The organism is Luteimonas campi (assembly GCF_051162505.1).
In the GTDB taxonomy this organism is placed as follows: Bacteria; Pseudomonadota; Gammaproteobacteria; order Xanthomonadales; family Xanthomonadaceae; genus Luteimonas.
In genome coordinates this window covers 175,527-190,771 of the sequence record NZ_JBNWEM010000006.1, presented here as the reverse complement: position 1 = coordinate 190,771, position 15,245 = coordinate 175,527, and the positions used below count along the sequence as shown (strand labels likewise).

The following is a 15,245-nucleotide window of genomic DNA, read 5'->3' as shown; positions in this document are numbered from 1 at the left end:
ACATGGCGGGTGGGCCACAACGGATGGACTCAGCTCCGGTATCGGCCGTGCGCGGATGCGCTTGAACCAGCAGCCGTCGCCCGGCCACTGTGGGAGCGCGCTTGCGCGCGAAGCCTTTCGCGACCGAGGTCGCTCCCACAGGAGCCGGGATCGAAGGCTGCAGCCGCCCTGGCCCAAGGCGCGGCTGCTCGCGCTAAGCGCCGGCCGCGACCTCGCCGCTGTTGTTGCCACCGTCCCCGCCAGCCAGCCAGTTCGCGGCAAAGGCATCGGCCGGCAGCGCGCGGCCGAAGAAATAGCCCTGCAGCTGCTGGCATCCGGCCAGGCGGAAGAAATCGCGCTGCTGCACGGTTTCCACGCCCTCGGCCACCACGCTCAGGCCGAAGGTGCGGGCCATGGCCAGGATCGCGGTGGCGATCGCCTCGCCCTCGCCCGGTACGGCCTGGACGAAGGCCATGTCGATCTTGAGCTTGTCGATCGGCAGGCGCCGCAGGTAGGCCATCGACGAGTAGCCGGTGCCGAAATCGTCGATCGACAGCTGCAGGCCGCGCGCGCGCAGCCGCGCCAGCTGCGCCACCGCCTTGTCGGTGTCCTCCATCAGCACGCTTTCGGTGACCTCCAGCTCCAGGCAGCGCGCGGGGATGCCGGTGTGCGCCAGGGTCTGGTCGATGAAGCCGGGCAGGGCCTCGTCGCGGGTCTGGCGCACGGAGAGGTTGACCGCCACGCGCAGCAGGCCACGCCCTTCGGCCTGCCAGGCGGCGATCTGCCGGCATGCCTCGCCGATCACCCAGCGGCCGAGGTCGATGATCAGCGAGCCTTCCTCGGCGATCGGGATGAAGGTGGCCGGCGACACCGCGCCCAGCTCGGGATGGGTCCAGCGCAGCAGCGCCTCGGCCCCCTGCAGGCGGCCGGTCTGGGCGCAGACCTGCGGCTGGTAGTGCAGCTGCAGCTGGTTGCCGGCGATCGCCCCGGCCAGCGCGTCGCGAATGCCGATGCGCGCCAGCTGCGCGGTGCGCAGGCCCGGCTCGAACACCGCGAAGCGGTTGCGGCCGGCGCGCTTGGCCGCGTACATCGCGATGTCGGCGTTGGCGGCCAGCTCCGGCAGCCGCTGCGCATCGTCCGGCCAGCGGCTGATGCCGGCGCTGGCGGTGATGCCCAGGCTCATGCCGTCCACCGCGAAAGGCGCCGCGAACCTGGCCAGCACGGCCCCTGCCGTGTCCTGCACCCTGGCGATGGCGTCCGCGCCCCTGGTCACGATCGCGAACTCGTCGCCGCCCAGGCGGAACAGGCGGTGCTCCTCGCCCAGGGCGCCGGCAATGCGCAGGCCGACCTGGCGCAGCAGTTCGTCGCCGCCCTGGTGGCCGAGCTTGTCGTTGACCTCCTTGAAGCGGTCCAGGTCGAGCTGGATCAGTGCCATCGGCTCGCCGCGCGCGCGGCCTTCCTCCAGCAGCGCATTGAAGGCGTTGCGGTTGTGCAGGCGCGTGACCGGATCGAAGTGCGCCAGGTAGCGCAGCTGCGCCTCGACCCCGCGCACGCGCTCGCGCATCCGCCGCATCAGCGGGTAGCTCAACGCGAACGCGACCAGCGAGGCGATCAGGAAGGCGATCGCCAGGCCCCACAGGCGCGCGCGGGCGCGGCCCATGTTGATCTGCAGCCGCACCGTGCCCACCTCCTGCTCGCGCAGCAGCACCGGCGCGGCCACCCAGGTGCAGCCCAGGCCGCAGCCGCGTCCGGTCGCCGGCGCTTCGCGCTCGGCATCGGCGGGATAGTGCGCGAGCACGCGGCCGTGGCCGTCGATGATGTCGGCCCGGCGCACCGCCGGCACCGAGGCCAGCGGCGCCAGCGTCTCGCGCGCACCTTCGACGTCGCCGAACATCACTGCGGCGGCGGCGCTGGAGGCGATCACCCGGGCCTGGGCCTGGGCATCGGAGGTAAACTCGCGGCGGATGTCGAGCCACTGCAGCAGCAGCAGCACGCTGCCGGCGAGGATCAGCACCATCGCCGCGCCGATGGCGTTGGCGCGCAGGCCGTCGGCGGCCTTCGAGGTCGGCAGGCTCACAGCACGCGCCTGGCCAGGCGCAGCAGCTGGCTGCTCAGGGTCACGCCGTCGGCGCGCGCACGCGCGGCGTCGACGTCGAAGCGGATGCGGTTGCCTTCGCGCACCAGGGCCACGGTGCTGCTGCCGTCGGGCAGCTGGCAGGCGTCGCAGATCACCAGCCTGGCGGCAGGCGCCGGCGGCGGCAGTTGCGCGTCCTGCACCAGCACGTCGCAGCCGGCGGCCGGCGGCGTGCGCGCGATCTCGACGCGGCGGCCGGCGAACGTGCGTCCGGCCATCGCGGCAAGCGCGGCATCGAGCTGCGGCCCCGTCTGCACGCACAGGATCACGGCCTGGTCGGGCGCGCCGCCCCAGTCGGCGAACGCCGCGATGTTGTAGACGAACGCGGCCTTGAGCGCGTGCTCGTCCACCTGGGCATGGCCGGCGCCCGCCGTGCCGAGCCCGAGCGCGGCGAGCAGTGCGGCAGGCGCGCGCCGACGCTGGCGGCCCTGCGTTGCCTCCGCTAGAAGCGCCATGTCGCTTCGAGCCGGTATTCGCGTCCGCGACGCGGGATCGAATCCTGGGCGAACTCCGGCCCGACCGGGTCGGCATAGCGCTCGTCGAGCAGGTTGCGCAGTCCCAGGGCGAAGGAGACCGGCGAGCCGGCCGGGGTCCAGTCCAGGTGCGCGTCGAGCACGGTGTAGGCCTCCACCGAACCTGCCCTGGTAGCGCGGCGGCCGACGTGGCGCGCGCCCAGGCCCAGGTCCAGCCCTGGGCTCAGCGGCAGCGAGGCCGATACGCGCGCGATCCCGCGGGGAGCGTTGAGCGGCCGCGGCGACTGCGCGTCGGCGACTTCGCTGTAGGCGTAGCTGGCGCGCAGCAGCAGGCCGCTCTCGCGGTGGTGGGTATAGGCCAGCTCCGCCCCGCGCGAGGATCCGCGCCCGGCGTTGGTCAGCATCAGCGTGCCGCCGTCGACCTCGACCAGGGTCACCAGGTCGCGCAGGCGGTAGTGGTAGACGCTCGCTTCGGCGCGATGGCGCGGCGACAGGTCGACGCTGTAGTACAGCTCGCTGGTCTGCACGTGCTCCGCGCCGAGGGCGGGGTTGGCCAGCTGCGTGCTGTCCTCGGACTCGACCTGGTAATAGCGCTCGTAGGCATTGGGCGAGCGGTACGACTGGCCCACGATCAGCTTGAACACCGTCGCCGCGCGTGCGGCGATCAGCGCCATGCGCGGGCTCGCGCGCACCGTGCCCAGGTCGCTGCGGTCGAGCCGCAGGCCGCCGTTGAAGCGCCAGGTGTCCGACAGCCTGATCTCGTCGTCCACGAATACGCCGAAGCTCGTCATGTCCTCGCGCGAGTCCAGGTAGGACGCATGCGGATCGAGGTCGAAGTTGCGCTGCACCACCGAGCGGTCGAGCTGCAGCTCGGCGCCCGCGACCAGGGTATGGCCCTCGATGGCGCGGCTGACGACCTGGCCGCCCAGCACCACCGACGTGCCCGTGGCGATGTCGCGGTTGACGTAGGCGTCGTCCTCCTCGCCATAGACGTAATCTCCCAGGTAGCGGAAATCGACCACGTCCAGGCGCGCGCTGGCCTGCATCGTCTCGCCCAGGGCGCGGTCGTAGCGCGCACCGAGATCCACCCAGCGGTCCTGGACCTCGGCGCCGGGCGCGGCGAAGGTCTGCTCGTAGGGCGCCACCGGGTCGTCGCGGCGGCGGTCGCCGGCCACCAACTGTAGCGCCAGGCTGCCCTGGCGGTGCTCGATGAACAGCTGGCGCACCCGCTCCCCGTCCTGGCCGCGCACGTGGCCTCCCGACGGGGTGTCGGCGAACTCGGGAAAATACAGGTCGCGGCCACGGCTGCGCGACTGGCGGACCGAGAGTAGGGTGCTGCCGGCGCCAGTGGCCAGCGGCAGGGTCGCCTGTACGTCGTGGGTGCCGAAGCTGGCGACGCCGGCGCGCAGTTCGCCATCGCCGAAGTCGGCGGCGCTGCGGGTGATCACGTTGATCACGCCGAAGAAGGCGTTGGAGCCGTACACCGCCGAGCCCGGGCCGGGCGCGTACTCGATGCGCGCCACCAGCGCCATGTCCAGCGGGAATTCGGCGCCGACCGGGCCCTGGCTGTAGACCGCGTCGTTGATCCGGTGGCCGTTGACCAGTAGCAGGAAACGTGTGTCGTAGTCGCCGGCGCGCAGCTGGCCGCGGGCGCCGAGGTAGGCGTACAGACCGGTCTCGCTGACGTACAGGCCGGGCAGGCTGTCCAGCGCCTCGCCCAGGGTGCGCCAGCCATGGGCGCGGATGTCGTCGGCGGTGATGACCTGGACAACCGACGGCGCCTGGGAAATGCGCTGCCCGAAGCGCGAAGCGGTCACGATTTCCAGGTCCAGCAGGTCCTCCAGCGACAGCGCCGCCAAGTCGGCGACATCCTGGGCATGCAGTCCGGGCGCGACACTGCACAGCAGGGCGAGTGCGGCGGCCAGGCGCCGGCGACGATGCGGCGCTCGGCCGGCGGGCGCCCGGAAACGGGAGGGGGGAAGGGTCATGGTCGTCGGATCGGCTGTCGGGGGCGCGCCACTGGCTGCGGTATCGGCCGCTCCCCATGTTTTCTGGAGCGCGCGCCCGGCGGCAGCGGTCGGCATGTGACGGGCATCGCCGGGCGAGGCCCTACAATGCCGCCATGACGCTCCCACCCAACCTGCGCCCGTACCGCGGCAAGCGCCCGGAAACCGGGCAGCGCGTGTACATCGATCCATCGGCCCAGGTGATCGGCGACGTGGTGCTGGACGACGACGTCTCGATCTGGCCGATGACCGTGATCCGCGGCGACGTGAACTACATCCGCATCGGCGCGCGCAGCAACCTGCAGGACGGGGTGGTGGTGCACGTCAGCCACGACGGCCCGCACCTGAAGGACGGCGGCTTCGCCACCGTGATCGGCGAGGACGTGACCATCGGCCACCGCGCCATCATCCACGCCTGCCGCATCGAGGACGCCTGCCTGATCGGCATGGGCGCGGTGGTGATGGACGGCGCGGTGGTGAAGAAGCACGGCTTCGTCGGCGCCAACGCGCTGGTCTCACCGGGCAAGGTGGTGGGCGAAGGCGAGCTGTGGCTGGGCAATCCGGCGCGGCTGGTGCGCAAGCTCGACGACGCGCAGATCGAGGCGCTGTACTACAGCGCGCAGCACTACGTCCGGCTCAAGGACGAGTACCTGCTCGACGCCTCCCGCTGAGCCGGGGGCTGGCGTACAGTAGCCGCGTGCACGGGGAGCAGCGCGGCCAAGGCGGGGGCGTGGGACTGGACGCAGGGATGCGCGCGCCGGAGGTGGCGGCGTGTCCGCGCGCGACGCCCTGATGCTCGACACCGTGCGCGAGATCCACACGCCCGAAGGCGTGGCGCTGCGGCTGCCGGCCGCCGGGCCGGTGCCGCGTGCCTTCGCCTGGCTGATCGACCTGGCGATCCGCTTCGGCCTGCTGCTGCTGGCCTCGACCGTGTTCGCCCTGCTCGGCCGCGCCGGCTCCGGGCTGTATCTGGTGCTGCTGTTCGCGGTGGTCTGGGGCTATCCGGTGCTGTTCGAAGCGCTGTGGCATGGGCAGACGCCGGGTAAGCGCGCGCTGGGCCTGCGCGTGGTCTCGGCCGACGGCGCGCCGGTGGGCTGGATGGCCTCGTTCCTGCGCAACCTGATGCGGACCGTGGACATGCTGCCGTTCGGCTACGCCTTCGGCCTGGCCGCGAGCCTGGCCGATCCCTGGAGCCGGCGCCTGGGCGACATCGTGGCGCGGACCATGGTGGTGCACGCCGCCGCGCGCGGCCATGGCGCGGCGCTGCCGCCGGGCCCGGTCCTGGCCCCGATGGTGCCGCTGCTGCCGGCCGAGCAGGCCGCCCTGATCGCGTTCGCCGAGCGCGCGCATGCGCTCACCCCGCAGCGCCAGGAAGAACTGGCCGGCATCGCCAGCGCGCTCACCGGCACCCACGGCGCCGCCGGCGTGGACCGGCTGGCCGCGATCGCCCAGTGGCTGCTCGGGCGGCGCGCATGAGGCAGGAAGCATTCATCGCCCGCTACGAGGCCGAGTGGCGCGGGTTCGAACGCTGGCTGGATGCGCGCGGTCCGAGCCGGCGCGGTGGCGAGGTGCCGCGCGACGAGGAGATCCCCACCCGCTACCGGCGCCTGTGCCAGCAGCTGGCGCTGTCGCGCAGGCGCGGCTACAGCCCGCAGGTGACCGAGCGGCTGCAGGCGCTGATGCAGCGCGGCCACGACGTGCTCTATCGCGCGCCGCCGCCGCCCTGGCGACGCGCGCTGCGCTTCCTGGCGGCCGATTTCCCGCGCCTGGTGCGCGCCCAGCGCGGCTGCCTGTGGCTGGCCGCGGTGCTGTTCGCGCTGCCTACGCTGGCCCTGTTCCTGGCCGTGCAGCAGTGGCCGGAGCTGGTCCACAGCGTATTCAGCCAGCAGCAGCTGGCGAGCTTCGAAGCCATGTACGACCCGGCCGATGCGCGCAATCGCCTGGGCCGCGAGAGCGGCACTGACTTGGCGATGTTCGGCTACTACATCTACAACAACGTCAGCATCGCCTTCCGCAGCTTCGCCGCCGGACTGCTGGCCGGGGTGGGCGCGGCCTTCGTGCTGGTGTTCAACGGCGTGGTGTTCGGGGCGGTCGCCGGCCACCTGCAGGTGATCGGCCACGGCGATCCGTTCTGGCGCTTCGTGGCCGGGCATTCGGCGCCGGAACTGGTCGCGATCGTGATCGCCGGTGCGGCCGGCCTGCGCCTGGGCCTGGCGCTGCTGGCGCCGGGGCGGCTGCGCCGGGTCGATGCCCTGGCCGAAGCCGGGCGCGTGGGCGCGCGGCTGTGCCTGGGCATCCTGGCGATGCTGGTGTTCGCCGCGTTCGTCGAGGCGTTCTGGTCCTCGACCGGCTCGATCCCGGCGCCGGTGAAGTTCGGCGTTGGCGCGCTGCTGTGGAGCCTGGTGCTGGGCTGGCTGGCGCTGGGTGGGCGGGGGCATGACGCGCTGGCGCGGCACGGCCGCGCCGCCATGCCGGGCGAGCGGCCACGGATGGCTGGGCCGGACGTTCCGGAGATGCCGGTGTCCCGCCACGGATGGCAGCGTCGGCACCCCAGGGAACCAGGCCGTGCGCCTTGACCGTGTCCGCCTCGAGTTGCGCCCGCGTTCGCCCTGGGAGGCGATGGAGCTGGGCAACGCGCTGGTGCGCCGGCATGCCGCTGCGATCTGGCGCCCCTGGGCGCTGACCACGCTGCCGCTGTTCGTCCTGCTCAACGCCGCGGCCTGGGCGGTCGATGCGCTGTGGCTGGCGGCGCTGGCGATGTGGTGGCTGCTGCCGCTGTTCGACCGCCTGGTGCTGTTCGTGCTGTCGCGATCCGTGTTCGGCGAGGTGCCCGGCACGCGCGAGGCGCTGGCCGCGCCCTGGCGTGGCGGCTGGCGGGCGGCGGTGGCGCGGCTCGGCTGGCGCCGGCCCAGCCCGTGGCGGTCGATCGCGATGCCGGTGGAAATGCTGGAAGGCGTGTCGGGCGAGGCCCTGGCGCGCCGCCGCGCGGTGATCGTCGACGGCATCCAGGGCCATGCGGCGCTGCTGGCCGGCACCTGCCTGCTGTTCGTGGGGGTCCTGGTGGTGTCGCTGCTGTTGCTGGTGATGATGTTCGTGCCGGAGGAACTGCTGTCGGAATCGGCGCGCGCGATGTTCACCCTGATCATTCAGGATCCCCCGCGCATCGCCCAGCTGGGGTTCAACGCGGCCCTGTGGCTGGCGATCTCGGCGGTCGAACCCTTCCATGTCGGTGCCGGGTTCGGGCTGTACCTCAACCGCCGCGTGCGGATCGAGGCCTGGGACATCGAGATCGTGCTGCGCCGCCTGCGCGCGCGCCTGGCGCAGGCGGTGGTGCTGCTGCTGGCCGTGGCCGCGCTGCCGCTGCTGGCGCCGCAGGCGCATGCCCAGGCCGGCCAGGGCGTGCAGGAACCGGGCGAGGTGATCAGGCAGCGGCTTCGGGCCAAGGAGATCGCGGCCGAAGAGAACCGCGCGCGGCGGCCGACGCTACCGCGCGTGTTTGGCAAGGATGCGGTGGTCGACCACGCGCCCTTCCGACAGGCGGTCAAGCGCGCTTACGAGGATCCGCTGCTGACCCGCAGCCGCACCGAGGCCAGCTGGCGGCTGCGCCAGGAGCGGCCCGCGCCCCCGCCGCGTACGCCGCCACCCTGGCTGCGGGGGTTGGGACAGGTGCTGGCGGTGGTCGGCGAGTTCGGGCTGTGGATCCTGCTGGGACTGGTGGTGCTTGCGCTGGCGCTCACCGCGCGGCGCTGGCTGCCATGGATGCGCGGCGCGCGCGGACGGCGGGAACTGCCCAGCGCGGTGAGCGTCAGTGCCGCGCCGGAGCCCGACGTCCTGCCCGATGACCTCGTCGCGCAGGCGCGGCGGCTGTGGCGCGAAGGCCGACCGCGGCGCGCGCTGGCGCTGCTGTACCGCGGCAGCGTCGAGGCGATGGCCGCGCGGATCGGCAGCGCGCTGGTGCCCGGCGCCACCGAGGCCGAATGCCTGCGCGCCTCGCGGCGCATGCCCGAACCGGCCGACCGCGAGAGCTTCGCGCGCATGGTGCGGGTCTGGCAGCTGGCGGCCTACGCGCAGCGGCTGCCGCGCGACGAGGAGTTCGAATCGCTGCTCGCCGACCTGTCGCAGCGCTTCGGATGGGCGCGGTGAGCCGTCTGCGCACATCGGCGCTGGTCGCCCTGGGGCTGGTCTGCGCCGGGCTGCTGGCGGCGTGGTGGAACCATCGCTACGAGCGGGTCGTGCAGACGCGGCCGCTGCCGCCGGCCGGCGAGGCGGCTTACAACCCGCTGTATGCGCTGCGCCTGGCGCTGCGTGCCGACGGCATCGAGGCGCAGTCGCGGCAACGGCTGGACTTCGCCGTTGCGCGGCCGGACCGGAGCGACACCGTGCTGCTGCTGGGCGACCCGCGCACCCTGGCGCAACGCGACGTCGAGGCGCTGCTGGACTGGGTGGATGCTGGCGGCCACCTGCTGCTGACCACGCCGCGCGGCCAGCGCCGGGCGGCGCCGCGCGAGGTGGATCTGCTCGATGGGCTGGGCCTGACCCTGCGCCCGGGCCAGACCAGCTGCGAGGAACTGCACGTCCCGGGCCAGGAGCGGCATACCGAGTTCTGCGGCGGCACCCGCTTCGTGCCCCGGGTCGATCCGCTGCTGTCCTGGGGCGATTTCAGCGCCGGCTTCGCCTATGTGCGGCTGGCGCGGGGCGAAGGCCTGGTCGATGTGCTGGCCTCGGCCGACTTCCTGACCAACGACGGCCTGCGCGAGGTGCCGCACCTGGCCCTGGCCCGGCAGCTGCTTGCGCCCAACTACGGCCACGGCCGCATGCACCTGGTGTACGCGGCCGACATGCCGCCGCTGTGGCGGCTGCTGCTCGAGCGCGCCTGGATGGCCTGGCTGCCGCTGCTGCTGGCGCTGCTGGCCTGGCTGTGGATGCGGGTGCAGCGGGTCGGTCCGGCCATGCCCGCGCCGCCGCAGGAGCGCCGTTCCCTGCTCGAACACGTGCAGGCCAGCGGCGAGCACCTGCGCCGCCACGGGCTGTCCTCGCTACTGCACGCCGCGATGCGCGAGGACTTCCTGGCGCGCCTGCGGCGCCGCGATCCGCTGGCCGCCGCGCTCGAGGGCGTGGCCCAGGCCGAGGCCATCGCCGCGCGCACCGGCCTGCCCGCGCCCGACATCGAACACGCCCTGCGTTCCCCGCGACCGCGCGATGCCGGCGATTTCCGGCTGCGCGTGGCCCGACTCGTCGAGATGAGAAAACGACTATGACCCAGACCTACACCCCGCCCGCGCCGGTCACCGGCGATGCCCTGGTCGAGCGCGTGGCCCGCGTGCGCGACGAGGTCTCCAAGGCCTTCATCGGCCAGGCCGAGGTGCTCGACCAGATCCTGGTGGCGCTGCTGGCCGGCGGGCACGTGCTGATCGAGGGCGTGCCGGGCCTGGGCAAGACCCTGCTGGTGCGGGCGCTGGCGCGGGCGCTGGGCTGCGGCCATGCGCGCGTGCAGTTCACGCCCGACCTGATGCCCAGCGACGTCAGCGGCCACGCGGTCTGGGACGCGCGCAGCGAGACCTTCAGCATGCGCCGCGGCCCGATCTTCACCAACCTGCTGCTGGCCGACGAGATCAACCGCGCGCCGGCCAAGACCCAGTCGGCGCTGCTCGAGGCGATGCAGGAGCAGCAGGTCACCATCGAGGGCCAGAGTTTCGCCCTGCCGCCGCCGTTCATGACCTTGGCCACGCAGAACCCGGTCGAGCAGGAAGGCACCTACCCGCTGCCGGAGGCGCAGCTCGACCGCTTCCTGCTCAAGGTGCTGATCGGCTATCCCGCGCATGCCGACGAAGTCGCGATGGTCACCGCGATCAGCCACGACAGCGTCGCCGCCGGCTTCGACCTGGAGCAGGTGCGGCAGGTACTCGACGCCGAAGGCATCGTCGCCGTGCAGCAGGGCACGGCTGCGACCACGCTGGACCCGGCAGTGATCGATTACGCCGTGCGCATCGCGGCGGCCACGCGCGGCTGGCCCGGCATCGCGCTCGGCGCGGGGCCGCGCGGCAGCCTGGCGCTGGTGCGCACCGCGCGCGCGCAGGCGGTGCTGTCCGGGCGCGATTTCGTCACCCCCGACGACGTGCGCGATGTGGCCCTGCCGGCGCTGCGCCACCGCATCGCGCTGGCGCCGGAACTGCAGATCGAGGGCCAGGACGCCGACCAGGTGCTGCGCGCGCTGCTGGCCAAGGTGGACGCGCCGCGCAAGTGAGCGCGACCTCCACCAATGCCGGGCCGGTGCGCCGTCGCCACCTGCCGCGCCCCGCACCGGGCGTGGTCGTGGCCGCGGTGGCCTGGGGGCTGCTGGGCGTGCCCTCCAGCCTGGGCTGGCTGCCCGCTTCGGCATGGACGCTGGCCGGTGCCGCGCTGGCGGCGGTGGTGCTGCTCGACCTGGCGCTGCTGCTGCGCCTGCCGCTGCCGGACGTGGCGCGGCGCGTGCCCGAGGCGCTGGCGCTGGGGGTCGAGCGCGAGGTGCGGCTGGAACTCGAATCCGGCCCGCGCGGCCTGCGCGTGGACGTGCACGACCTGCACCCCGGCGCCTGGGAGGTCGAGGGGCTGCCGCGGCGGCTGCGCCTGTCGCCCGGGACGGTGGCGGCGTTCGACTACCGCCTGCGTCCGCAGGCGCGCGGCAGCTTCGCCTTCGAGGGCGTGCACCTGCTGCTGCACTCGCCGATGCGGCTGTGGCGGCGGCTGTGCCTGGCCGGCACCGCGCAGCGCGTGCGCGTGTTTCCCAACTTCGCCCCGCTGACCAAGTTCGCCCTGGTCAGCGCCGAGCAGGCCTCGCGGATGATGGGCGCGCACATCAAGCGCCGGCGTGGCGAGGGCACCGACTTCCACCAGATGCGCGAATACCGGGTGGGCGACAGCCTGCGCCAGATCGACTGGAAAGCGACCTCGCGCGCGCGCAAGCTCATCTCGCGCGAGTACCAGGACGAGAAGAACCAGCAACTGGTGGTGGTGCTCGACACCGGGCGGCGCATGCTCGCGCGCGACCCGTCCGCGGGCGGTCCCGGGCCTGCGCTGGCGCATTTCGACCATGCGCTGGACGCCTCGCTGCTGGTGGCCTATCTGGCGCTGCGCCAGGGCGACGCGGTGGGGCTGCTGGCCATCGGCGGCGAATCGCGCTGGGTGCCGCCGCGTCGCGGCATGGCCGCGATCGACACCCTGCTGCGCGCCAGCTACGACCTGGAACCGACGCCGGTGGCCACCGACTACCTCGCCGCCGCCACCGAGCTGTCGCTGCGCCAGCGCCGCCGCGGACTGCTGATGCTGGTCACCAACCTGCGCGACGAGGACATCGAGGACGTGCTGGCGGCGGTGCGGATGCTGCAGAAACGGCACCTGGTGGTGGTGGCCTCGTTGCGCGAGCGCGCGCTCGACGAAGTACTGGAGCAGGACGTGGCGGACGTGGACGCCGCGATCCGTGCCGGTGCGACCGCGCGTTATCTCGCCCAGCGCGCTGCCGCCCACGATGCCCTGCGCCGCCATCGCGTGCAGGTCCTCGATGTCACCGCCGAACAGCTGCCCGCGGCGCTGGTGGAACGCTACCTGGCGATCAAGCGCGAGGGCCTGCTCTAGAACCCGGGCGGGATCTCAGTCGGCCGTCACCAGGGCCGCGTGCCGCGCGTCCAGCTCCGCGTACACCTCGTCGGTTTCCGGACGCACGCCGTGCCACAGCGCGAAGCTTTCCGCGGCCTGCTCGACCAGCATGCCCAGGCCGTCGATCGCGCGGTAGGCGCCGTGCGCGCGCGCCCAGGCCAGGAACGGGATGGCCGCCTCGCCATAGCTCAGGTCCACCGTGACGCTGCGCATGCCCAGCAGCGAGCGCGGCAGCGTCGGCAGGGTGCCGCCGCGCCCGGCGGAGGTGGCATTGATCACCAGGTCGAACTCGCCCAGTTCGCGCAGGTCGCCGAGGTGGCGCGGATGCACGCGGGACGGTTCGCCCAGCGCGTCGGCCAGCGCATCGGCGCGTTGCGCGGTGCGGTTGACCAGGAACAGGTCGGCGATGCCGGCGTCCAACAGCGAGGGCGCGACCCCGCGCGCCGCGCCGCCGGCGCCGATCAGCAGGGTGCGGCGGCCGCGCAGGTCGAGCTGGTGGCGGCCGGTGAGATCGCGCACCAGGCCGGCACCGTCGGTGTTGTCGCCATGCCACTGGCCGTCGAGTCGCGCCAGGGTATTGACCGCACCCGCCCGGCGCGCGCGCTCGGTGGTGCTGGCGCTGAGCGCGAACGCCGACTCCTTCAGCGGCAGGGTGACGTTGGCGCCGGCGCCGCCGGAGGCGGCGAAGGCCTCCAGCGCCTCGAAGAACAGTTCGGGCGTGGCGTCGACGGCCTCGTACTGCAGCGCGATGCCGAGCTGGCGTCCGAACGCGCGGTGGATCCGCGGCGACAGGGAGTGCGCGACCGGATGTCCGAACACGGCGAACTTGCTCATGCAGCCTCCTGGGGAGTCGGCCGCCGCGCGGCGGGCCGGGACGCGGCGTCCGCCGCCAGCATAGAACGCCCGGTGGCGCGATTGCACGGTGCGCCGCGGGAGCGGGTCGAGCCCCGCCCCGGCGCGTCGGGACGCGATGCGCCCGATCAGCCGCCGCGCAGCCAGCGCGCCGCATCGAGCGCGTGGTAGCTCAGCACGCCGTCGGCGCCGGCGCGGCGGAACGCCAGCAGCGCCTCCAGCGCGCAGGCGCGCTCGTCCAGCCAGCCGTTGGCCGCGGCGGCCTTGAGCATCGCGTACTCGCCGCTGACCTGGTAGGCGAAGGTGGGCACGCCGAAGTGGTCCTTCACCCGGCGCACGATGTCGAGGTAGGGCAGGCCGGGCTTGACCATCACCATGTCCGCGCCTTCGTCGAGGTCGGCCGCGACCTCGCGCAGGGCCTCGTCGCTGTTGGCCGGATCCATCTGGTAGGTGGTCTTGTCGGCCTTGCCCAGCGCGGATGCCGAGCCCACGGCGTCGCGGAACGGCCCGTAGAACGCCGAGGCGTACTTGGCCGCGTAGGCCAGGATGCGGGTGTGGATGAAGCCCGCTTCCTCCAGCGCCAGCCGGATCGCGCCGATGCGCCCGTCCATCATGTCGCTGGGCGCGACCACGTCGGCGCCTGCGCGCGCATGCGACAGCGCCTGCTGCACCAGCGCCTCGACCGTGGCGTCGTTCATCACGTAGCCGTCGGCGTCGAGCAGGCCGTCCTGGCCGTGCGCGGTATAGGGATCGAGCGCGACATCGGTGATCACGCCCAGCTGCGGGAAGCGCGCCTTGAGCGCACGCACGGCGCGCTGGCACAGGCCTTCGTCGTCCCAGGCCGCGGCGGCGTCGAGCGACTTGGCCTCCGGCGCGGTCACCGGGAACAGCGCGAGCGCTGGGATGCGCAGTTCGCTGGCGGTTTCGGCCACGCGCAGCAGTTCGTCGATCGACAGCCGCTCCACCCCCGGCATCGACGGCACCGGCGCGCGCCCGTCCGCTTCGTGCACGAACACCGGGTAGATCAGGTCGTCGGCGCTGAGGGTGGTCTCGCGCATCAGCCGGCGCGAGAAGTCGTCGCAGCGCATCCGCCGCATGCGGGTATCGGGGTAGGCCATGGGCGGCATTCTACGCGCCGCCCATGGTGGTAGGCCGGGACCGAATGTCCCGGCCCCGGCTCAGATCAGGCCGCCGCCCAGGCCCAGGCGCCAGATCGCCACGAAGATCACGATCCCGTTGAGGATCAGGCCGGCCTTCGCGCGGCCGCGCCGCCCGGTGCGGGTGAGCAGCAAGCCGATGGCGGCGACGATCGCGCCCACCGCGGCGAACGGGATCAGCAGCCAGTTGGTGATGCCGATGATCGGAATCAGCGCGAGGACCATCCAGACCATGGCCAGGATGCCCCAGACCAGACTGATCATTCCCATGTGTGTTCTCCGGTAGATGCGGGCGTGTGCCCGGTGACGGGACGACGGTTGCGGGGAGATTGTGACGCAGCTTCGGGGGAGGCTCCGTGCACGGTGCTCCACCGCGGTCTGCAGCCCCGTCGGCCCGTGACGTCCTGCGGGAAGCCTGTCCGCGGCGGTGTCGTCGCTGCCAGCGGCGCCGCGATCGCATGGCCGCCGCTTCGTCAGCGCCCATAAGCATGCCTTCGTGCGGACGCCGCGCCCTGTCGATCGGGGATCGCTTTTCGCCCCGCCGGGCCGCTTCATGGTCCGGCCCGACCCAGCGGGCCGGGCGTTCGCGGTAAGCGCAACATGCCGCGCAAGTCATCCACGCTCACCCTGCCCCGACTCGCGCGCAAAGCATCCATGTTCTGCTTCTCGCGATCCCCGGCCGCCAGGACGCACCTCTACGCTTCCTGCCCAATAAGGCTTCGGCGATGTTGCTTGGGTAGCGTGAAGTCGCAGCTCCATGGCAGCGCTGCCGATGCCTGCGGATTGCGCCGCCGCGCCGACGCTCGCGCAAACACGCGGTTCGCCTGGTCGCAGTTCCTGCCGCCATGAGAACGGCCCTCGCTTTCCGCTGCGAGGCTTCGGCGGCATCCCTGATGACAGGGTAGTGTGGCGCCGGCCGAAAGCGTAGCTCCAAGCGCTATGGAATCGCGATCGCGCGCTCGGTCGGCCATCGAAGCGACGACATCAACGTCGCGAGCCGCAGCGACGCGGG

13 protein-coding genes are annotated in these 15,245 nt (G+C 73.0%); 7 read left to right on the top strand and 6 right to left on the bottom strand.

From position 1 onward, the window contains the following. Positions 1–193: 193 nt before the first annotated feature. Genes ACQYVW_RS16240 through ACQYVW_RS16230 form a run of 3 tightly spaced genes read right to left on the bottom strand, consistent with a single transcriptional unit; the run spans position 194 to position 4,574 of the window. Positions 194–2,056 (bottom strand): putative bifunctional diguanylate cyclase/phosphodiesterase, encoded by a 1,863-nt coding sequence (locus tag ACQYVW_RS16240; RefSeq protein ID WP_434947695.1) that lies wholly within the window; start codon positions 2,054–2,056, stop codon positions 194–196. Beyond that, positions 2,053–2,568 (bottom strand): YfiR family protein, encoded by a 516-nt coding sequence (locus ACQYVW_RS16235; RefSeq protein ID WP_434947694.1) that lies wholly within the window; start codon positions 2,566–2,568, stop codon positions 2,053–2,055. Before ACQYVW_RS16235 ends, ACQYVW_RS16240 begins: the two co-directional genes overlap by 4 nt. Next, on the bottom strand, positions 2,556–4,574 hold the full coding sequence (locus tag ACQYVW_RS16230) for a TonB-dependent receptor plug domain-containing protein (protein ID WP_434947692.1): 2,019 nt from the start codon (positions 4,572–4,574) through the stop codon (positions 2,556–2,558). The genes ACQYVW_RS16235 and ACQYVW_RS16230 overlap by 13 nt, the downstream gene beginning before the upstream one ends. 134 nt (positions 4,575–4,708) lie before the next feature. On the opposite strand from ACQYVW_RS16230, the gene ACQYVW_RS16225 reads away from it, so the two are divergent. The 7 genes from ACQYVW_RS16225 (at position 4,709) to ACQYVW_RS16195 (ending at position 12,203) form a co-directional block, all read left to right on the top strand. Beyond that, positions 4,709–5,263: a gamma carbonic anhydrase family protein gene (locus ACQYVW_RS16225; protein ID WP_434947691.1), complete on the top strand. Its 555-nt coding sequence runs from the start codon at positions 4,709–4,711 to the stop codon at positions 5,261–5,263. Positions 5,264–5,384: 121 nt separating this feature from the next. Then, on the top strand, positions 5,385–6,068 hold the full coding sequence (locus ACQYVW_RS16220; RefSeq protein WP_434947723.1) for an RDD family protein: 684 nt from the start codon (positions 5,385–5,387) through the stop codon (positions 6,066–6,068). Next, positions 6,065–7,168: a stage II sporulation protein M gene (locus ACQYVW_RS16215; RefSeq protein WP_434947690.1), complete on the top strand. Its 1,104-nt coding sequence runs from the start codon at positions 6,065–6,067 to the stop codon at positions 7,166–7,168. Before ACQYVW_RS16220 ends, ACQYVW_RS16215 begins: the two co-directional genes overlap by 4 nt. Next, positions 7,158–8,735: a DUF4129 domain-containing protein gene (locus ACQYVW_RS16210; protein WP_434947689.1), complete on the top strand. Its 1,578-nt coding sequence runs from the start codon at positions 7,158–7,160 to the stop codon at positions 8,733–8,735. The genes ACQYVW_RS16215 and ACQYVW_RS16210 overlap by 11 nt, the downstream gene beginning before the upstream one ends. Continuing rightward, positions 8,723–9,850 (top strand): DUF4350 domain-containing protein, encoded by a 1,128-nt coding sequence (locus tag ACQYVW_RS16205; protein WP_434947688.1) that lies wholly within the window; start codon positions 8,723–8,725, stop codon positions 9,848–9,850. Before ACQYVW_RS16210 ends, ACQYVW_RS16205 begins: the two co-directional genes overlap by 13 nt. Beyond that, positions 9,847–10,836, top strand: a complete 990-nt coding sequence (locus ACQYVW_RS16200; protein ID WP_434947687.1) for an AAA family ATPase — start codon at positions 9,847–9,849, stop codon at positions 10,834–10,836. Before ACQYVW_RS16205 ends, ACQYVW_RS16200 begins: the two co-directional genes overlap by 4 nt. Next, positions 10,833–12,203: a DUF58 domain-containing protein gene (locus tag ACQYVW_RS16195; protein ID WP_434947686.1), complete on the top strand. Its 1,371-nt coding sequence runs from the start codon at positions 10,833–10,835 to the stop codon at positions 12,201–12,203. Before ACQYVW_RS16200 ends, ACQYVW_RS16195 begins: the two co-directional genes overlap by 4 nt. A 15-nt stretch (positions 12,204–12,218) precedes the next feature. Here the strand turns inward: ACQYVW_RS16195 and aroE are convergent, their stop codons facing one another. From aroE to ACQYVW_RS16180, 3 genes are all read right to left on the bottom strand, one after another. Beyond that, positions 12,219–13,058, bottom strand: a complete 840-nt coding sequence (aroE, locus tag ACQYVW_RS16190) for a shikimate dehydrogenase (RefSeq protein WP_434947685.1) — start codon at positions 13,056–13,058, stop codon at positions 12,219–12,221. Positions 13,059–13,204: 146 nt separating this feature from the next. Then, positions 13,205–14,194 carry a porphobilinogen synthase gene (gene hemB, locus ACQYVW_RS16185; RefSeq protein WP_434947684.1) on the bottom strand — a complete coding sequence of 330 codons (990 nt, stop codon included), beginning with the start codon at positions 14,192–14,194 and terminating at the stop codon, positions 13,205–13,207. Positions 14,195–14,254: 60 nt separating this feature from the next. After that, on the bottom strand, positions 14,255–14,497 hold the full coding sequence (locus ACQYVW_RS16180; protein WP_434947722.1) for a hypothetical protein: 243 nt from the start codon (positions 14,495–14,497) through the stop codon (positions 14,255–14,257). Positions 14,498–15,245: the final 748 nt, after the last annotated feature.